Source organism: Polaromonas sp. DSP2-3-2b2 (assembly GCF_049895905.1).
Lineage (GTDB): Bacteria > Pseudomonadota > Gammaproteobacteria > Burkholderiales > Burkholderiaceae_C > Polaromonas.
In genome coordinates, this window is record NZ_JAFCTH010000004.1 from 40,876 (window position 1) to 59,625 (window position 18,750).

The 18,750-nt window shown below is 50.5% G+C and carries 17 protein-coding genes; all 17 read left to right on the plus strand.

Translation table 11 applies throughout. The features are described from left to right. The first annotated feature begins 54 nt into the window (after window positions 1-54). The 17 genes from ACP7AD_RS05345 to ACP7AD_RS05425 all read left to right on the plus strand — a co-directional run bounded on the left by ACP7AD_RS05345 (window position 55) and on the right by ACP7AD_RS05425 (window position 18,741). Window positions 55-2,301: a polysaccharide biosynthesis tyrosine autokinase gene (locus ACP7AD_RS05345; RefSeq protein WP_426145322.1), complete on the plus strand. Its 2,247-nt coding sequence runs from the start codon at window positions 55-57 to the stop codon at window positions 2,299-2,301. Between the two features lie 21 nt (window positions 2,302-2,322). After that, complete coding sequence (locus ACP7AD_RS05350) at window positions 2,323-3,507, plus strand: MraY family glycosyltransferase (RefSeq protein WP_426145324.1); 1,185 nt, start codon at window positions 2,323-2,325, stop codon at window positions 3,505-3,507. Window positions 3,508-3,562: 55 nt separating this feature from the next. Then, window positions 3,563-4,864: a nucleotide sugar dehydrogenase gene (locus tag ACP7AD_RS05355; RefSeq protein WP_426145326.1), complete on the plus strand. Its 1,302-nt coding sequence runs from the start codon at window positions 3,563-3,565 to the stop codon at window positions 4,862-4,864. A 17-nt stretch (window positions 4,865-4,881) separates the two neighbouring features. Then, on the plus strand, window positions 4,882-5,829 hold the full coding sequence (locus ACP7AD_RS05360) for a Gfo/Idh/MocA family protein (protein ID WP_426145328.1): 948 nt from the start codon (window positions 4,882-4,884) through the stop codon (window positions 5,827-5,829). After that, on the plus strand, window positions 5,826-6,416 hold the full coding sequence (gene wbpD, locus ACP7AD_RS05365; RefSeq protein WP_426145329.1) for a UDP-2-acetamido-3-amino-2,3-dideoxy-D-glucuronate N-acetyltransferase: 591 nt from the start codon (window positions 5,826-5,828) through the stop codon (window positions 6,414-6,416). Before ACP7AD_RS05360 ends, wbpD begins: the two co-directional genes overlap by 4 nt. Window positions 6,417-6,433: 17 nt before the next feature. Continuing rightward, window positions 6,434-7,255, plus strand: a complete 822-nt coding sequence (locus tag ACP7AD_RS05370) for a hypothetical protein (RefSeq protein WP_426145331.1) — start codon at window positions 6,434-6,436, stop codon at window positions 7,253-7,255. 73 nt (window positions 7,256-7,328) lie between these two features. Then, window positions 7,329-8,435, plus strand: a complete 1,107-nt coding sequence (locus ACP7AD_RS05375) for a DegT/DnrJ/EryC1/StrS family aminotransferase (protein WP_426145333.1) — start codon at window positions 7,329-7,331, stop codon at window positions 8,433-8,435. Continuing rightward, on the plus strand, window positions 8,432-9,691 hold the full coding sequence (locus ACP7AD_RS05380) for a lipopolysaccharide biosynthesis protein (protein ID WP_426145335.1): 1,260 nt from the start codon (window positions 8,432-8,434) through the stop codon (window positions 9,689-9,691). Before ACP7AD_RS05375 ends, ACP7AD_RS05380 begins: the two co-directional genes overlap by 4 nt. Then, entirely contained in the window at window positions 9,688-10,296 is a 609-nt protein-coding gene (hisH, locus tag ACP7AD_RS05385; protein ID WP_426145337.1) for an imidazole glycerol phosphate synthase subunit HisH, read from the plus strand. The genes ACP7AD_RS05380 and hisH overlap by 4 nt, the downstream gene beginning before the upstream one ends. A gap of 1 nt (window position 10,297) precedes the next feature. Further along, entirely contained in the window at window positions 10,298-11,059 is a 762-nt protein-coding gene (locus ACP7AD_RS05390; RefSeq protein WP_426145339.1) for an AglZ/HisF2 family acetamidino modification protein, read from the plus strand. Beyond that, window positions 11,060-12,202: an N-acetyl sugar amidotransferase gene (locus tag ACP7AD_RS05395; RefSeq protein ID WP_426145340.1), complete on the plus strand. Its 1,143-nt coding sequence runs from the start codon at window positions 11,060-11,062 to the stop codon at window positions 12,200-12,202. It abuts the gene before it with no gap. A 132-nt stretch (window positions 12,203-12,334) separates the two neighbouring features. Beyond that, window positions 12,335-13,615, plus strand: coding sequence for a hypothetical protein (locus ACP7AD_RS05400; RefSeq protein WP_426145341.1), 1,281 nt, complete (start codon window positions 12,335-12,337; stop codon window positions 13,613-13,615). 92 nt (window positions 13,616-13,707) lie between these two features. Next, window positions 13,708-14,814, plus strand: a complete 1,107-nt coding sequence (locus tag ACP7AD_RS05405; protein ID WP_426145342.1) for a glycosyltransferase family 4 protein — start codon at window positions 13,708-13,710, stop codon at window positions 14,812-14,814. Window positions 14,815-15,061: 247 nt separating this feature from the next. Next, entirely contained in the window at window positions 15,062-15,451 is a 390-nt protein-coding gene (locus ACP7AD_RS05410; RefSeq protein ID WP_426145343.1) for a hypothetical protein, read from the plus strand. Between the two features lie 124 nt (window positions 15,452-15,575). Next, entirely contained in the window at window positions 15,576-16,667 is a 1,092-nt protein-coding gene (wecB, locus tag ACP7AD_RS05415; RefSeq protein ID WP_426145344.1) for a non-hydrolyzing UDP-N-acetylglucosamine 2-epimerase, read from the plus strand. After that, window positions 16,664-17,896, plus strand: coding sequence for a glycosyltransferase family 4 protein (locus ACP7AD_RS05420; protein WP_426145346.1), 1,233 nt, complete (start codon window positions 16,664-16,666; stop codon window positions 17,894-17,896). The genes wecB and ACP7AD_RS05420 overlap by 4 nt, the downstream gene beginning before the upstream one ends. Continuing rightward, window positions 17,893-18,741 (plus strand): hypothetical protein, encoded by an 849-nt coding sequence (locus ACP7AD_RS05425; RefSeq protein ID WP_426145348.1) that lies wholly within the window; start codon window positions 17,893-17,895, stop codon window positions 18,739-18,741. The genes ACP7AD_RS05420 and ACP7AD_RS05425 overlap by 4 nt, the downstream gene beginning before the upstream one ends. The last annotated feature ends 9 nt before the right edge of the window (window positions 18,742-18,750 follow it).

Sequence of the window (18,750 nt, forward strand, 5' to 3'; positions counted from 1 at the left end):
ATGCTGACGGATGGGTGCACCGTATCACTCTTATTTTGTGATGTCTGAGACCAAATGAACGCTCTTCAATCTCCCATGTCCACATCCTATAGTGCTGATCAGCAGGAGGAGCCCATCGACCTGCTTGGCCTGATCAATGTGTTGCTTGACGCGCGCTGGCTTATTGCCGGCATTACGGCGCTGGCGCTGCTGCTAGGCGGCGCTTATGCCTTACTCAGCCGCCCTGTTTATAAAGTGACTTCCCTTATACAGGTCGAAGACAGCAAGCCGGGAATCTCCGGCGCTGCTAGCGCTTTAAGAGAAGCGTCCAGCCAGTTCGACATCAATTCACCGGCGACGGCTGAGATGGAAATCCTGCGCTCACGCCTGGTGCTTGGCAAGGCCGTGGACGAGCTGCAGCTTTATATATCAGCTGCCCCCAAATACCTGCCACTGGTAGGCCGCTGGTTAGCGCGCCGCGCCACCGGTCTGTCCAATCCCGGTTTCATGGGGCTGGACGGCTACGTCTCGGGCAATGAATCAATTCGTCTGGGGCTGCTCGAAGTGCCTGTCGAACTCGAAGGCAAGTCGCTGCTGCTGGTGGCTACTGAAGGCGGTTTTGTCTTGCGCGATCCTGGCGGCCTAGCACTGGCGCAGGGGAAAGTCGGTATGCTTTCAGAGTTTGGCAGCGGCCAGGATAAGGGCCGCATCCTGGTGACCGAACTCAATGCCAAACCCGGAGCGTATTTCAACGTGGCGTATTCCCGCTTGGGCACGATTGAGAAATTGCAAATGAATCTGGCGATTTCGGAGCAAGGTAAGCAGTCGGGACTGATTGCCTTGCAACTGCAAGGCACCGACCCGCAACAAATTGCCCGTACCCTAAATGCCGTAGGTACCTACTACGTTCGCCAGAATGTCGAGCGAAAATCCGCTGAAGCAGAAAAATCACTGGTTTTTTTAGATAATTTTTTACCGCAACTTAAAAAGCAGCTGGAAGATTCAGAGGCCCGATTCAATCTGTTCCGCAACCAAAACGGCACGTTTGACCTGGGCACGGAAGGAAAAAACTACCTTGATACGTCGGTCAAGCTGCAGGCCAGCCTGGTGGAGCTACAGCAAAAGCGCCGCGAGCAAAGCGTGCAATTCGGCGATGTTCACCCCGTCATCCAGGCGCTCGACGTGCAGATTGCCGCTATCAACAGGGAAATTGCGGGCTTGGCCAGAAAGGTAAAAAACCTGCCCAACACCGAGCAAGACCTGCTGCGCCTCACGCGCGACGTCAAGGTCAACGGCGAGCTTTACCTGAACCTGCTGACCAGTTCGCAGCAATTGCGTCTGGTCAAAGAAGGCAGGGTCGGCAATGTGCGAGTAGTTGATGCGCCTGCCGTACCCGAACGCCCCATCATGCCCCAACGGGAGCAAATTTTGGTCATTAGCGGCGTACTAGGTCTGCTGCTCGGCATGGGTCTCGCCTTTTTACGCCACTGGCTGCGTCCTGGCATGATGGATCCGGCTGATATAGAGGCTGCCACTGGCTTGCATGTATTTGCCACCGTCTCGCATTCTGTTGAACAGGACAAGCTGACAAAGTTGATCGAGGACCAGGCCCCAGGCAACCACCTGCTGGCCATTGCGCATCCCAATGATCCGTGCGTTGAAAGCCTGCGCAGCCTGCGCACTGCGCTGCAATTTGCCATGTTCGATGCGCGCAACAACGTGGTGCTATTTACCGGTCCCACCTCGGGCATTGGCAAATCCTTTACCTGTGCCAACTTTGCAGCGTTGCTGGGCGCAGGCGGCAAGCGCGTGCTGCTGATTGACGCCGACCTGCGCAAAGGCAACATCCACCAGTTCTTTGGTATGAAACGCGGCCATGGCTTGAGTGAACTGATTAGCAACAGGCACACGCTGGAAGATGTTTTGCAACGCGCGGTTGCGCCTAATCTGGACTTGATTACTACTGGCAGCATACCGCTTAATCCCGGCGAATTGCTGATGTCGCCCATTATTGAACAACTGCTAAAAACCCTGTCTTCCCAATACGACTTGGTGTTGATCAACACACCACCCGTTCTTGCTGTGTCTGACACGCAGGCGTTGGCGCTCCATGTGGGTATGGTGTTTCTGGTGGCCAAGGCCGAAGTCACCGAGCTTGACGAACTGAAGGAAACCACCAAACGCCTCGCACACAGCGGCGTGTTGGTCAAAGGCGTGGTGTTCAACGACCTGGACACCAGCCGCCAGCGCTACGGCGGCTATAGATTTAGCCGCGACCGCTACACCCACTACCAGTACGGCACAACAACCGCCGGTCAGTAAAAAAACTGTGCAGAGCAGCCCTTGCGTGCTACCGCCTTGACGCCTGTAGCGCACTGGCTAACGACAAAATTCTCGTTAGAAAGTCCAACGATGCCAAATTTTTTTAGTCTCATTTCACTGGCAGCCTGGTTCGCAGGAAGTGTGGCGTTGCTAGTGACTCTGTTGCTGGTTGTTTCCCAAGGCTGGCATGGCCACTACAGCATGGACTCGACCCAAGGCGTTCAAAAGTTTCATGTTCATCCAACCTGCCGTGTTGGTGGCATTGGCATTGTGACGGGTGTCGTTGCAGCCCATCTGATGGTTGATTTCGACAAAAATTCTCTGCTTGGGCCGCTGATCGTTGCCAGCATTCCGGCTTTTGCATTTGGTCTGCTCGAAGACATTACTAAGCGCGTCAGCGTACGCACCCGCTTGCTGGCTACCATGAGCTCTGGCGTGCTGGGTTGGGCTATCACCGGTTATTCGATCACCTACGCCAATGTGTGGGGTCTTGACTGGCTGCTCGGTTTCACCGTTGTTTCAGTTGCCTTTACTGCCTTTGCCGTAGGCGGCATTGCTAACGCCCTCAACATCATTGACGGCTTTAATGGCCTTTCTGGTGGAACTGCTCTCATTATTCTTGTCGCTTTGGCTTTCCTGTCCACCATCCTGGGCGACGAGCTCCTAGCCACAACTATTCTGATTTTGGCCAGTGCCGTCGTTGGATTCTTCATGGTTAACTGGCCGATGGGAAAGATATTTTTGGGCGATGGCGGTGCTTACTTTCTCGGCTTTGTCATAGCCTGGTTGGCTGTGCTGCTGCTTCAGCGCCATAACGAAGTGTCAGCATGGGCGCCGTTGCTGATATGCGGCTTTCCAATAATCGAAGTATTGCTTAGCATCGTGCGCCGCCATCGCCGCAAGGTCAGCTTAGGTGCTCCTGACCGCCTGCATTTGCACAGTTTGGTTAAGTGCCGCTTGGTGCCGCGACTTCTTCCACGGTCATCCACGCTGGTTCGCAATTCAGCTACTGGCGCTCTCATGTGGCTTGCCAACTTGCTGCCTGTCGCGATCGCCCTTCAGTGGCGTAACAACACGCTCATGCTAATTCTTGGGTTTGCGGTTTGTGTATTACTGTACTCAGCCTTTTACGTGCGGCTCACGCAATTCAGGTGGTGCTTTAGCCCCGCAACCATTGCTGCAGCCACTGCTTCCAAAGCGATTTGAAATCACTGCCCTTTTTCGCATCCCTGCTTTTCTAATCAAAAATCATAGGAAAAACATGCAAAACCCTGCAGGCAATCTTTTCGTCGCCGTGATTGGCCTTGGTTATGTCGGTCTGCCACTGGCGGTCGAATTTGGCAAAAAATACCACGTCGTCGGCTTTGATATCAATGCCAGACGCGTGGCCGAATTGCAGACAGGTGTAGACAATACCTTGGAAGTCTCACCTGAGGAACTGCGCCAGTCCACGCAGCTCGTATTTACCACGGACCTCGCCGCGCTGGCAGAGTGCAATGTGTTTATTGTTACCGTACCCACGCCTGTAGACAAAGTCAACCGCCCGGATTTAACGCCGCTGATCAAGGCGAGCGAGACGGTTGGCAAAGTACTGAAGCAAGGCGACATTGTCATTTACGAGTCCACTGTGTACCCGGGAGCGACTGAAGAGGTGTGCGTGCCTGTACTTGAAAAGTTTAGCGGCAAGAAATTCAATGTTGATTTTTTCTGCGGCTACAGCCCTGAGCGCATCAACCCCGGCGACAAGGTCAACACCCTGACCACCATCAAAAAAATAACCAGCGGCAGTACGCCCCAAACCGCCGACACGGTTGATGCCCTGTACAACAGCATCATCACCGCCGGTACCCACAGAGCGACAAGCCTCAAGGTGGCTGAAGCCGCCAAGGTGATTGAAAACACCCAGCGCGACCTCAACATCGCGCTGGTCAACGAACTTGCGGTTATTTTCGAACGGCTGGGCATCGACACCCTCGACGTATTGGAGGCAGCCGGCAGCAAATGGAACTTTTTGCCCTTTCGCCCAGGGCTCGTCGGCGGTCACTGCATCGGCGTGGATCCGTTTTACCTCACCCATAAAGCCGAGGAAGTGGGCTACCGCCCGCAGGTGATTCTGGCTGGGCGCCGTATCAATGACAACATGGCCCGCTACGTTGCGCGTAGCACCATCAAGCGCATGCTCAAAAATGGCATGGACGTTCCGCGCTGCCGCATCGGCGTGCTGGGTATCACCTTCAAAGAAAACTGCCCCGACATTCGCAACAGCAAAGTGGTGGACATGGTGCGCGAGTTTGAAGCTTGGGGAGCCTGCGTCGTAGTGGCTGACCCTTGGGCCAGCGCCCAGGAAGTGATGCTCGAACACGGCTTGGAATTGGGCATCGTGGATGCTGAAAATCAGGTCGACGCGCTGGTCGTGGCCGTCGGTCACAACCAATACCGCAATGCCACGCCAAAAGAACTGCGCACTTTCTGCCGTGGTTCCAAACCCGTATTGGCCGACGTGAAAAGTCTGCTTGACCGCCAACACGCAGCAGCAGCCGGTTTTACCGTTTTCCGCCTGTAATCCCCTTCAATAAAAAAATGAAAAACTTTGCCCTGATCGGCGCCGCCGGCTACATCGCCCCGCGTCACATGCGCGCCATCAAAGATACCGGCAACCGCCTGTCAGTGGCCTACGACATCAATGACTCCGTCGGCATTATTGACAGCATCTCGCCTGAAAGTGAATTTTTCACCGAGTTCGAACGTTTCCATGAATTTGCCCACTTTCTCAAGCGCAAGCCTCAAACCGCGCTCGATTACGTCGCCATCTGTTCCCCCAATTACCTACATCACCCCCACATTGCCGCTGGCCTGCGCCTGGGCTGTGACGTGGTCTGCGAAAAACCCTTGGTGCCCAATCCAGAACTGCTCGACGAGTTGGCACGGGTGGAAAAGGAAACCGGCAAGCACGTCTTCAACATCTTGCAGCTGCGCCACCACGCAGCCATCCGCAAGCTGCGCGACAAAGTGGCTGCTGCCCCTGACGACACCAAGTTTGACGTAGAACTGACCTACATCACCTCGCGCGGCAAGTGGTTTGCCGAAAGCTGGAAGGGCGATCCACGCAAGTCCTTCGGCATTGCCACCAACATCGGTGTGCATTTCTACGACATGCTGCACTTCATCTTTGGCCGCCTGCAGAAAAATGTCACGCATTACAGGGCTGACGCCAAGGCCGCGGGCTATCTTGAATACGAACGCGCCCGTGTACGTTGGTTTTTATCCATCGATGCGAATGACCTGCCTGACAAGGTCAAGGGTAAAAATTCAACCTATCGCAACATCGACATCAGCGGCGAACAACTGGAGTTTTCTGACGGCTTTACCGACCTGCACACCACCAGCTACCAGGAAATCCTGGCCGGTCGCGGCTACGGCCTGGAAGATGCGCGCCACTGCATTGAAACTGTCAACGTCATCCGCACGGCAACGCTGGCCGTCGCCGGCGACGATGCTCACCCCTATGTTAAGCGGCTGCTGGCATGAGCCATCCCTATACCCAGCACCCCAGCGCCATCATTGACGACGGCGCCCAAATCGGTGAAGGCTCCCGCGTCTGGCACTTCGTTCATGTCTGCGGTGGTGCCCGTATCGGTAAAGGTGTGTCCCTCGGTCAAAACGTCTTTGTCGGCAACAAGGTCGTTATAGGCGACCACTGCAAAATCCAGAACAACGTCAGCGTCTATGACAACGTCATGCTGGAGGAGGGTGTTTTTTGCGGCCCCAGCATGGTGTTTACCAACGTGTACAACCCGCGCGCCCTCGTCGAACGCAAGAAAGAATACAGAAACACCCTGGTCAGGAAAGGTGCCACCCTGGGCGCCAACTGCACCATTGTTTGCGGCGTGACCATTGGCGAATACGCCTTGGCCGGTGCCGGGGCGCTGGTTAACAAAGACGTAGCCGCCTACGCGCTCGTTGTGGGCGTGCCCGCTCAGCAGATTGGCTGGATGAGCGAGTTTGGCGAGCGACTGCCCCTGCCATGCCAAGGGCAGGGAGAGGCCGTGTGCCAGCACACCGGGGCGCTTTATGTTCTGGATGGCAGCCAACTCATTAAACACAATGCTATTTAAAAAGAAATAGCCTTGTCATGAAAAAAATTGCTTACCGATTTTTCAATGATTTCTTGATGCCGTCTCGCCTGGATGAGTTGGAGCGTGTGCTGCTTGTAGCTCTTTTTGAAGGTTATCAAGTCCTGTCCATTCGTCACTTTCTTACCCTGGCGAGAGAAGGTTCGCTGGAGGGGCGTTCCCGTTACCTTATTTTGCGACACGACATAGATACCGATGTGGCGACGGCGAAGGCAATCTGGCAACTTGAACGCCGGCATGACATATGCGCGACCTTTTTTTTTAGACTCCAAACTGCTGACATCGCTCTGATGAACGAAATCCATACAGGTGGTGGCGAAGTCGGATATCACTTTGAGGAAATAGCGACAGTCGCAAAGCGTAAAGGATTGAAAGTTACCTCCAATCTCGACCATTTAAGGAAGCATGCTGGCGAACTGTTCTGCAAAAATCTGGCGGCATTGAGGAGGAATAGCGGCTTGCCCCTGCGCGGCATTGCGGCACATGGTGATTTTGTAAATCGCCGTTTAGGAATAGTTAATTTTGAGCTGCTGACTCCAGAGATTCGCCAGTTAATGAATATTGACTACGAAGCTTACGATGCTGAGTTAGTGGATCGTTTGTCATCACGTTTTTCGGATGTTATGTATCCAAAATTTTGGAAACCGGCTGATCCAATAGCAGCGATAAAACGCGGTGATCAGGTTGTCAAGTTGCTAATTCATCCACGACAGTGGCAGAGCAACTCGTTGGTAAATGCAAAAGATAACGCAGTCCGGATATATGAAGGGCTTCGTTATTGGGCGGCCAGACCAAGGTTGCAAAAGATGGCTGAAGACTGACCCTGTTGCGCAACATTCGTGATTATTTTAGATAACAACAAGGCCAGCATGCGGCCTACTAAAGTACCAACTCATGATTGATTTCATTGACCTTAAAACCCAGCAAGTCCGCATCAAAAGCGAGCTATACACCGCCATTCAGCGTGTACTGGACCACGGCGAGTACATCCTCGGCCCGGAAGTAGCCGAGCTGGAAGAAAGGCTGGCCGCCTACACCGGCTCCACACACTGCATCACCTGTGCCAACGGCACCGACGCGCTGCAAATTGCCCAAATGGCACTGGGCATCGGCCCGGGTGACGAAGTCATCACCCCGGGCTTCACTTACATCGCTACCGCTGAAACCGTGGCTTTGCTCGGTGCCAAGCCGGTGTACGTGGACATTGACCCCCGCACTTACAACCTGGACCCGAATCTGCTCGAAGCAGCGATTACGCCACGCACAAAAGCCATCATCCCCGTCAGCCTGTACGGTCAGTGCGCCGACTTTAATGCCATCAACGCCATTGCCGCCGAACACGGAATTCCTGTGATTGAAGACGCCGCGCAGAGTTTTGGCGCCAGCTACAAAGGACGGAAAAGCTGCAACCTCAGCACCATTGCCTGCGCCAGTTTCTTTCCCAGCAAGCCCTTGGGCTGCTATGGCGATGGCGGCGCTCTTTTCACCAACGACGACGAACTGGCTAAAGTTATGCGCCAGATCGCCCGACACGGTCAAGACCGGCGCTACCACCACATTCGTGTGGGTGTCAATAGCCGCCTGGACACCTTGCAAGCAGCCATCCTGCTGCCTAAGCTGGCGATTTTTGAAGAAGAAATTGCGTTGCGTCAGCAGGTGGCCAGCAACTATGACCGGCTGCTTAACCAAGTAGGGATTGTCACCACGCCGTACATCGAGCCGCACAATACCAGCGTCTATGCGCAATACACCATACGGGTGGAAAGCCGTTCAGCGCTGCAGGGAAAACTAAAAGCAGCCGGGATTCCGACCGCCGTGCATTACCCTGTTCCGCTGAACAAGCAGCCTGCCGTGGCCGATAAGCAGGCCCGTTTGCCGGTGGGGGACGAAGTGGCGCAGCAAGTGCTGAGTTTGCCGATGCATCCGTATTTGACGCAAGCCGATCAAGCCACAATCGCTGATCAACTGCGGGTTGCCCTGGCATGCGAGATTCCCGCATGAACTATTCAGTAATGAAGCTACCGACGTTCTGGAAAAACGTAACGACGGTGCTTGGCGGTACGGCGATAGCCCAAATCATTCCCATCGCCATCCTGCCACTGCTGACGCGTATTGTTCCGACTGACCAACTCGGAGCTTATTTTGTTTGGCTTGGTGCCACATCCGTTTTGATTGTTATTGCCTCCGCCCGGTTGGACATGGCAGTATTTATGGCACAGAGCGAAGAGCAGGTGAAAGGGATATTTCAAGCGGTGTTTGTGATTAGCGTGGGTGTTGGTGTCGCCGGACTACTAACAGCAATTGCCTTTCAGCAATTCCCCGGCACGTCTCTTATGGATGGAGTCGCGGGTAGATATTCAGTGGCATGGGCCGTGTATGCGGTCGTCATGGCCAACTGCCTGACCTTGCTGGCCGTCTATGTGTACAGGTCTCAGTTCAAGCGTATGGCCTACGGGAAGGTGGTATTGGCAGGATCAGTTGCACTCACTCAATTGGCACTCAGCCTGGCAGGCGCAGGACTTGATGGACTTGTCTATGGGCAACTTGCGATCTCCTTCATCATCACGATGGCTTTGATGTACCGCGCAGGACTTCATCCGCAATCACTTCTGGCTAGCGTGAATGTTGCTGGGCTGACACAAACACTGAAACGGTACTATCGTTTCCCGGTAATTGCCATGCCATCCGATTTTATCAATACCTTTGCCACTCAGATACCTATTTTTCTCATTGCAATACGCTTTGGTGCGGGATCTGTTGCTCTGTATGCGCTGACTCTGCGCGTCCTCTCCGGGCCGATAGGTTTGCTTGCCAATTCTATACTGGTTGTTTTTAAGGAACAGGCTGGCAGGGATTTCCGCGAGAAAGGCAACTGCCTTGATGCCTATCGCTACACTTTTCGGGCACTGCTATTGATGGCCATTATTCCGTTCACTCTTTTGTTTTTTTTTGGAGAGCCGGCATTTGTGCTCGTATTCGGTAAAGACTTCTCTATGGCCGGTCGCTTTGCAGAGGTGCTGGCCCCTATGTATTTCATGGAATTTATTGCCAATCCTTTGAGTTACACACTGTACATTGCCAACAAGCAACTACAAGATTTAGGATGGCAGATTGCTTTACTTGTCATGACTTGGGCCGCGTTTTATTTAACCGGTAGCTTAATGAGCGCTGTTCAGATGTATTCACTCGGTTACAGCGCGTTGTACATCATCTATTTGTTTATTTCATACCGCGCCGCTCATGGAGTTCTCTCATGATTGTTATCGTAGACTATGAGTGCGGCAACATAGCCTCTGTGCTGAATATGATTCGCAAGGCGGGCGGCGACGCCACCGTATCCGCATCGCATGAAGTGATTGAGCAGGCCAGTAAGCTGATACTGCCTGGTGTTGGTGCTTACGATCAAGGCATGAGTCATTTACACGCCAAGAAATTACCAGCTATTCTGCAAACCCGTGCCGCTGCTGGCGTCCCCTTGCTTGGAATTTGCCTGGGTATGCAGTTATTAGGCTTGGGTAGCGAGGAAGGCAAGCTACCGGGACTTGGGCTCATAGCAGCAAAGTTTAAAAGATTCGTTTTGGGTACCGATTCGGCAATGCGCATACCGCATGTGGGTTGGAATACTGTTCACGCCCAAAAGACTAACCGCCTTATTCCCAGCGATAAGGAAGAAAAACGTTATTACTTTGATCATTCCTACTACGCTGTGTGCGCGGAAGAGAATGATGTTTTGGCGACCACGGAATACGGGCATCGTTTTCCCTCTGCCTATTCCAGGGCGAGTGTCTATGGTGTTCAATTCCACCCTGAAAAAAGCCATCGGTTTGGCCTGTCATTAATCAAGCGATTTTTGGATATCTGAGATGTTGAAGCATCGCGTGATTCCCTGCCTGTTGCTGAAGAATGGCGGCCTGGTAAAAACTAAAAAGTTTCAGGATCCCAAATATGTGGGCGACCCTATCAACGTCATTCGTATCTTCAACGATAAAGAAGTAGATGAACTAATCGTTCTCGATATCGAGGCGAGCAAGGCGAAGCGAGAGCCTAACTACGAACTGATCGAACAGTTTGCCGGTGAATGTTTCATGCCCCTTTGCTACGGTGGAGGTATCAGCACGGTTGAGCAGGCCAAACGTCTTTTTACTTTGGGAGTGGAGAAAGTATGCCTTCAGACTTCGGCTTTGGCTGATTTGCAGCTAGTTCGTGACATTGCAGATCGCTACGGCAGCCAGAGCGTCGTTGTTTCAGTCGATATCAAAAAGAACCTTTTCGCTAGTTATCGTCTCTACTCCTCTTCCACTGTAAAAATGCTGGAAGTACCTTGGCAAGACTTTCTAAATAAGGCGGTTGCCGCCGGCGCAGGTGAAGTCATGCTTACTGCTGTTGACCGTGACGGCACCTTGACAGGCATGGACCTGGCACTGATCCGCGCTGCCACACAATCATGTCCAATTCCCGTCATCGCTGCAGGCGGGGCGGCCACATTATCTGATCTGCGTGCTGCCGTGGACGCCGGCGCCAGTGCTATAGCAGCAGGCGCGATGTTCATTTTTCACGGTCCTCACCGTGCTGTGCTTATTACCTACCCTCAATACAACGACCTTGTGTCTTTACTGGATAAGTAAATGAATACCGAATATCAGCTTTGCACCCGTTGCGTGATGGACAGCAGCGACCCAGCGATCAGCTTCAATACTCAGGGCATATGTAACCACTGCCGTGAGTTTGACGAAGTAAGCTCCAAAGGATGGTTCCCCAATGAAGAAGGTGCCAGGCGTCTTGCTGTGATGGTTGATCAAATGAAGGCAGCGGGTAAAGGAAAACCTTACGATTGTATTCTTGGCCTAAGCGGTGGCGTAGATAGCTCTTACCTCGCACTTAAAGTGTATGAACAAGGTTTGAGGCCCTTGGTTGTGCATGTTGATGCTGGTTGGAACAGTGAGCTGGCTGTTGCCAACATTGAAAAAATAGTGAAGTTTTGCAATTTTGATCTACACACCCATGTGGTGGATTGGGAAGAAATGCGGGACTTGCAACTAGCATTTCTGCGTTCAGGAATTTCAAACCAGGATGTACCACAGGACCATATCTTTTTCGCGAGCATTTATCACTATGCGACTAAACATGGCATCAAGTATGTGCTTAGCGGTGGTAATTTGGCAACCGAGGGTATTTACCCAAAATCATGGACTGGGAGTGCCATGGATGCCATCAATCTTCATGCAATCCATCGCAAGTTTGGGCAGCGCCGGTTAAAGGATTACAAGACTGTCAGTTTTTTCGATTACTACCTCTGGTATCCCTTCGTCAAACAGCTCCGCACTGTCCGTCCGTTGAACTATATGCCCTATGATAAAAAAATGGCCGTTACCGAATTGGAGCAGAAAATCGGATGGCGAGCGTATGGACGAAAGCACGGTGAATCAATCTTCACGAAATTTTTCCAGAATTACTATTTACCAGCCAGGTTTGGGTATGACAAGCGGCGGCCTCATTTTTCGAGTTTGATAGTTTCAGGGCAAATGTCTCGCGACGAGGCTATGGAAAAACTGTCAGAACCCTTGTATTCTCCGAACGAGCTTGAAGCCGATATCTCTTATCTGTGTAAGAAGTTGGGAATCGGGCGCAATGATTTTGAGGAATTAATTCTAGCACCTCAGCACAGCTATCTTGAATATCCTAATTGGATCAGTCTCCAGAATTTTATCAAGAAAATGCAAAGGCTGAGCTTTCGTATGACAGGAAAAAAAATCACTATTTACTCTTGAGCATTGCTATTGCTATTGCTATTGCTATTGCTATTGCTATTGCTATTGCTATTGCTATTGCTATTGCTATTGCTATTGCTTAGATGAAGAACTCACTCTGCTCTTAATTCAATAGAGCTGGAGAAATTGGAAATGAAAAAAAGCAAATTAAAAAATACATTGATTATTGCTGTCACGGCTGTCTTTTTGCATTTGGTATATTTTGTGCAAATTTCAGAATCCAATGCTTATCTGGGATATTTACCATTGAAGTTGGATGGAATTAGTCTAATATTTTCTGCGCTTATGATAGGCGGCGTTGCGTTTATCGTGCCTGCAAAGGTTGAAAAACCGTCCGATTTTTTTCTTTTATTTTATGGAATGATTGTTCTTTTATCGTGTGCGGTTTTTTCGAGGGTGGCAGCTACAGTTAATCAATCCAGTGCAATAATTTTGTTTGTCATGTTGTTGATTCCCGCTCTGGTGGTAAAAAAATTCCATATTCTTAAGTTCAAGTTGAAGATAATTGGTTGTTTTAATGCCAACGTTTTGTATTATGGTTTGGCTGCGGTCATTGCGCTGGCTGGTTTGGTGGCTGCTACTCGTGGTATCAATGCTGGTTTTGATTGGAGCTCAATGTATGAGCGACGTCTCGAAGGACGTGCAAAAATCGGGCAGGAAAATTTTATCGCCTATTTATTATCGATGGCAGTTAATGGTTTTGCCCCTTTTCTTGGTTATGTTGGGGCACTGAGGCATAAAATATTACTTTTGATATGTAGCATTCTTTTTGCAGTTTTTTCATTTTGGCTGGAAGGTTCGAAGGCCCCTTTTCTGATGACTTTGATCTTTATACTCATGGGAGCTATGACGAGACGAAACAAGCTACAGACGCTACCGATAGTTATTTCTTGTGGAATTATTTTTATTTGCTTATTGGCACTGGGCGAATATGCTATTTTTGGATTTTCTGATATTGCTGAGATCTTTGTCAGAAGAGCTTTTGTTGTGCAAGGTGTCTTGCAATCATATTTTTATGATTTAATTACAAATTATGATTTGAGTTCTTTTCTTTTTGGACTTGATAAGTCCTATGGTTCTGTAACGTTTTATGTTGGATCAAAGTATTTGGGAAATTCTGAGACGAATGCTAATACGAATGCATTTTTATACTCATTCGCAAACAGCGGTATTTTTGCGTACGTAGGAGCGATTTTGTTTGTTGGCTTATTTTTTTCAATATTAGACAACTTTTTTTATTATTTTAAAAGACAGGATGTTTTTTTTGTTGCGGCAGTTTATGCGCTTTTAATCACGGAGCAGGCATATACAACAGCAATGGTTTCATCCGGTGTCGCGGTGCTTACTTTTATAGTGTGGCTAATGAGGAGTGAACGTCGGGCATCAAGAAAATTAATGACCGTTTCCGGGTAGAAAAAATACATCATTTCACAATACTTTATTTTCATAGAAATTAGTGTTTTAGCGGACGAGTTGTTTGCAATTAATTATTGATAAAACATTTAATGAAAGTTTCTCATCTCACGTCAGCTCACTCTCGCGGTGACACACGTATATTCATTAAACAGTGCCGCAGTCTTGCTAAAGCAGGTTTTTCGGTTTCCATGGTCGTGGCGGACGGTAATGGCCATGAAATTCTGGACGGGATTCAGATATTTGATGTTGGGCATTTACCGGGACGCCTGGAACGCATGTTGACGACGACGAAACGTGTGTTCCGCCAAGCGGTTCAGCTCGATGCAGACATTTATCATCTTCACGATCCTGAGTTGATTCCCGTGGGATTAAAACTCAAGCGCATAGGTAAGCATGTTATTTTTGATGCTCACGAAGATGTGCCCAAACAGTTACTGGGTAAACCTTATTTAGGCCCGGTGCGCTTGCGTGCATTGGCAGGTGCTTTCTCGTTGTATGAGCGTTACGCTTGCAGCAAGTTTGATGGCCTCGTAGCTGCTACTCCTTGCATTCGCGACAAGTTTCTGTCGATCAACCCACATACGGTGGATATCAACAATTTTCCCGTCCTTGGAGAATTGGATGCTGCTATCCCTTGGCATAACAAGCAGGCCGAAGTTTGCTATGTAGGCGGCATTGCTTCTATTCGTGGAATAACGGAAGTTATTGCCGCCATGGGCCAGCTTTTATCTCCCGTGCGTTTGAATCTGGTTGGAGTGTTCTCGGAGCCTACTGTCGAGCTTGCGGCCAAGAAAATGCCGGGTTGGCAAGGAGTCAATCAGTTGGGCTTTGTTGATCGGCTGGGCGTTCGCGATGTGCTGGGGCGTTCAGTTGCTGGGTTGGTGACATTTCTTCCTTTGCCCAATCATGTTGATGCGCAGCCTAACAAGATGTTTGAATATATGTCCGCTGGTGTGCCAGTTATTGCATCGAATTTTCCACTTTGGCGAGAAATTATTGAGGGCAACGATTGCGGGTTGTGTGTCGATCCGCTGGACCCGACGGCCATTGCGCAGGCTATCGACTTCTTGGTGACACATCCTGGAGAAGCGCGCCGCAAGGGTGAAAACGGGCACCGCGCCGTACTTGAAACGTACAACTGGTCGATTGAAGAGGTCAAACTGCTCAGTTTCTACGATCAGGTTCTAGCGCGTTGAAGGTGTTTCGCAATGAGTTGGCTCGCCGGATATTGCTCCACCTGCTATCTGTCGACGTGCTGTTTACATTACTCGCACTGGTCGTCGCAGCCGCACGTGCGCAGGGTATTGGCTTGGCTGCAAGTACGTTTGGATGCGGCGGCACGTTGAAGGCAGCAGTTTGGAAACTATGGGACACGCAAGACCGAGTCTTTTTGCGCAACGAGCTTTTGGCTTCGCAACTGATCAAACAGAGTGACAGCTACGTTTGTACGACATTCAGGAATATCTATACAACCTGGAAGCGATAGCGCAGCGTTGTGGCAGAACCGGGCGATTGATCCAGTTGGCCGATAACCTGATAGAAGCCTACACCAAGCTGGAGCCCTACATTTGTTTTGTGGAGTCTGGCAGCCTCAAAGCGAAGCTGGTAGCTGACGTGCAAGGCGTGCTTATAGTCAAAAACATTGGATGTGACATAACGATGCCCGCAGCCGTTGCGCATGTACTCGCTCCAAAAAACCGGGCGGTAATGCAGCCGGTATATGACTTGAGCTCCAGCGAGTTGCCTGCGCTTGATACCACTAAAAAATTTGCTGCACAACTTGTGGGCCGTGTATGGAATGGCGATAAGAAAGCGCAATTGTTCACCAACTAATAGAGCGCCTGAGCTACACCGAAAACATTATTCCGGCATGTCTCCGCGTGCCGGTGCCGACACCCGCATGCTTAACCAGCTAATGTTTTGGCCATCGCTTGTTCAATAAATCCAAAAAACAATTATGAAAATTGTTACCGTCTTGGGTGCACGCCCACAGTTCATCAAAGCCAGTGTCGTCACTGCTGCTTTTTCCCGCACACTTGGCATGGAGGAAGTCGTGGTGCATACCGGCCAGCACTTCGATGCCAACATGTCGGATGTGTTTTTTGCCGAACTGGCAATGTCCACGCCTCGTTATCAGTTGGACATTCACGGTGGTGGGCACGGTGAAATGACCGGTCGTATGTTGATGGGGATTGAAAAGGTATTGCTGGAAGAGCACCCGGATGTGGTTTTAGTTTATGGCGACACCAATTCCACGCTGGCTGGGGCATTGGCTGCCGCCAAACTGCATATTCCGGTTGCGCATGTTGAGGCTGGTCTGCGCTCGTTCAATATGCGAATGCCAGAAGAAGTCAATCGCATCCTCACGGACCGCATCTCTCGCTGGCTGTTCACTCCGACCGAAGCCGCGGTCCAACACCTGAGGCATGAGGGCTTTCACGAAGATCAGATTCTCCCTGTTGGTGATGTGATGTTTGACGTGGCCCTGCACCATGGTGCCCGTGTGAAGCCTGAAGGCGGTCTGTTGGCCAGTGTGGGACTTAAACCCGGAGCGTATGTGTTGGTCACCATTCACCGTGCCGAGAACACAGAGCATCTTCAACGCCTGACCAACGTGGTGCATGCGCTGGAGCTTACGGCCCGGTCTTTGCCGGTGGTGTGGCCTCTGCACCCCCGGACACGCGCGATCCTTCAGCAGATGGGGCTGCTTGAAAAATTGTCCCGCCAGATTCATCTGATCGAGCCGGTGGGCTATCTGGACATGGTGCAGCTTGAAAAATACGCTGCCGTGATTGCTACGGATTCCGGCGGTGTGCAGAAGGAGGCTTTTTTCTACCAAGTGCCCTGCGTTACTGTCCGCGACGAAACCGAATGGGTGGAGTTAGTTGAGGCTGACTGGAACAGATTGGCACCGCCCAATAGTGCGGGTGAACTGGCAGCCACTATTCAAGGTGCGGTTGGCAGCACGGGCAAGACCATCATGCCGTATGGCGATGGCAGGGCCGCCCAAAAAATCGTGGTGGAGCTTGCCAAGGACTTGGCAACATGAACATATTGCTGATTAACCACTATGCGGGTTCCACCCGACACGGTATGGAGTTTCGGCCGTTTTATTTGGCGCGCGAATGGGTGCGTGCGGGGCACTGCGTGCAGATCGTTGCTGCCTCGTTTTCACACATCCGCGCCATACAACCTGAGTTGAATGAGTTTGTTCTAAATGAACAGATCGAAGGCATAGATTACCGTTGGTATGCCACCCCAAGCTACCAAGGCAATGGTGCGGGGCGAGTCAAAAATATGTTGGCATTCATGCGTGCGCTGTGGCGTGACGGCCCGCGCCTGGCGCGCGTCTTCAAACCTGATGTGGTCATTGCTTCTAGTACCTACCCCATGGACATCTGGCCGGCCCGGCGCATTGCCAAACTGGCCAATGCCAAGCTGGTGTATGAGGTGCATGACCTGTGGCCGCTCTCGCCCATGGAATTGGGCCGGATGTCCAAGTGGCACCCTTTCATCATGTGGGTGCAGATGGCGGAAGACTATGCCTACCGTCATGCGGATAAAGTGGTTTCCATCCTTCCAAAGGCTAAAGAATACATGTGTTCGCGTGGCATGGCGCCGCAAAAATTTGTCTATGTGCCAAACGGCGTGGATGAAGAAGAATGGGCGCAGTCAGCGGATCTGCCGCAAGAGGTGAAAGAGAGCCTTGATGCACTGCGCGCCAAAGGACTGCCTTTGGTCGGCTATGCCGGAACTCATGGTTTAAGCAATGCCTTGGATGTGCTTCTGGATGCGGCGAGCCGTTTGAAAGGCAAGGCTGAAGTGGTGATGGTGGGCATGGGCCCGGATCGGGAAGCACTGCTGGCGCGGGTAGCGAGTGAGGGGTTGACGAACGTCACGATGCTGCCTGCTATTCCAAAGCAATCAATACCAAGATTCCTTGATGACGTAGATATCGCCTATATCGGCTGGCATCCCAATCCGCTTTATCGCTTCGGCATATCGCCAAACAAGCTCATGGATTACATGATGGCTGGCAAGCCAGTTGTTCATTCAGTAAGTGCAGGCAATGATCCTGTTACGGAAGCTGGTTGTGGCATCACAGTGCCGCCGGGTGATATCGTTGCAGTGGTCGATGCGGTATTGGAGCTCGCTGCTATGTCTCAATCAGCGCGAAATTGCATGGGGCAAGCTGGTAAAACGGCGATTTTGCAGAATCAAACTTACAAAGTTCTGGCGAAACGGTTTCTGAATTCAGATGAAAGGTCTCTCCAATGATTTTTCAGACGGAAGAGATGGTTCAGTGGCAAAAATATCGAGGTGCATTGCTGCCACTTTCTGCACCACATTTAAATATTAAATTTAATCGTTGGCCCATGTTCCTGTTGGTGTTAAAACGATCTGCGCTGTTTGTTCGCTGGACAAGTGATTGGGATATGTCGGAGGTGACTGAGTTTTGGTATGTAATAAAAGATAGTTTTACTCCTTTGGAAAAATTAACCTCTAAAAATCGGAGCGAAATAAATCGTGGTTTAGCAAATTGCGAAGTAAAACGTGTAGATGCTAGATGTATGACAGAGCCAATGTATTTGGTTTATAAAAAAGCATTCGATAGATATAACTCTCACTTAGCACCATTAACTTGGAGTTGTTTTGAGCGTTCAATTGCTAATGCATCTTTGGATAAAAAAGTTGAGTTTTGGGGTGTTTTTGATCGATCAAGCGGAAAGTTAATTGGGTATAGTTCAACTGTTATTAATGGTGAAGTAGTTGATTATTCCACGGCGAAGTTTGATCCAGAATTTCTTGGAAATTATCCTAGTTATGCATTATTTTATACAATGAACAAAGTGTACCTTGTTGAAATGGGGTGTAGGTATGTAAGTGATGGGGCAAGAAATATAGCACATGATACAGACATTCAAGAGCACCTCATTCGTAAGCATGGTTTTCGCAAGGCTTACTGTCGATTGAATGTAGTTTATCACCCCGTAATTTGGATTGCGGTTAATTTCCTATTCTTTTTTAGAAAAAATTTTAAAAATAGTCATTTGCCAGTGCTTGCAAAGATGGCTTCGGTTTTGCAACAAGAAGAAATTAGACGCTCGATTACAAAAAAATGAATACTAAAT

What these genes read in the sequence shown, in the direction of transcription:
- ACP7AD_RS05345 (WP_426145322.1), top strand. Translation starts at nt 55, where the DNA reads ATGAACGCTCTTCAATCTCCCATGTCCACATCCTATAGTGCTGATCAG.
- ACP7AD_RS05355 (WP_426145326.1), top strand. Translation starts at nt 3,563, where the DNA reads ATGCAAAACCCTGCAGGCAATCTTTTCGTCGCCGTGATTGGCCTTGGT.
- ACP7AD_RS05360 (WP_426145328.1), top strand. Translation starts at nt 4,882, where the DNA reads ATGAAAAACTTTGCCCTGATCGGCGCCGCCGGCTACATCGCCCCGCGT.
- wbpD (WP_426145329.1), top strand. Translation starts at nt 5,826, where the DNA reads ATGAGCCATCCCTATACCCAGCACCCCAGCGCCATCATTGACGACGGC.
- ACP7AD_RS05370 (WP_426145331.1), top strand. Translation starts at nt 6,434, where the DNA reads ATGAAAAAAATTGCTTACCGATTTTTCAATGATTTCTTGATGCCGTCT.
- ACP7AD_RS05375 (WP_426145333.1), top strand. Translation starts at nt 7,329, where the DNA reads ATGATTGATTTCATTGACCTTAAAACCCAGCAAGTCCGCATCAAAAGC.
- ACP7AD_RS05380 (WP_426145335.1), top strand. Translation starts at nt 8,432, where the DNA reads ATGAACTATTCAGTAATGAAGCTACCGACGTTCTGGAAAAACGTAACG.
- hisH (WP_426145337.1), top strand. Translation starts at nt 9,688, where the DNA reads ATGATTGTTATCGTAGACTATGAGTGCGGCAACATAGCCTCTGTGCTG.
- ACP7AD_RS05390 (WP_426145339.1), top strand. Translation starts at nt 10,298, where the DNA reads ATGTTGAAGCATCGCGTGATTCCCTGCCTGTTGCTGAAGAATGGCGGC.
- ACP7AD_RS05395 (WP_426145340.1), top strand. Translation starts at nt 11,060, where the DNA reads ATGAATACCGAATATCAGCTTTGCACCCGTTGCGTGATGGACAGCAGC.
- ACP7AD_RS05400 (WP_426145341.1), top strand. Translation starts at nt 12,335, where the DNA reads ATGAAAAAAAGCAAATTAAAAAATACATTGATTATTGCTGTCACGGCT.
- ACP7AD_RS05405 (WP_426145342.1), top strand. Translation starts at nt 13,708, where the DNA reads ATGAAAGTTTCTCATCTCACGTCAGCTCACTCTCGCGGTGACACACGT.
- wecB (WP_426145344.1), top strand. Translation starts at nt 15,576, where the DNA reads ATGAAAATTGTTACCGTCTTGGGTGCACGCCCACAGTTCATCAAAGCC.
- ACP7AD_RS05420 (WP_426145346.1), top strand. Translation starts at nt 16,664, where the DNA reads ATGAACATATTGCTGATTAACCACTATGCGGGTTCCACCCGACACGGT.
- ACP7AD_RS05425 (WP_426145348.1), top strand. Translation starts at nt 17,893, where the DNA reads ATGATTTTTCAGACGGAAGAGATGGTTCAGTGGCAAAAATATCGAGGT.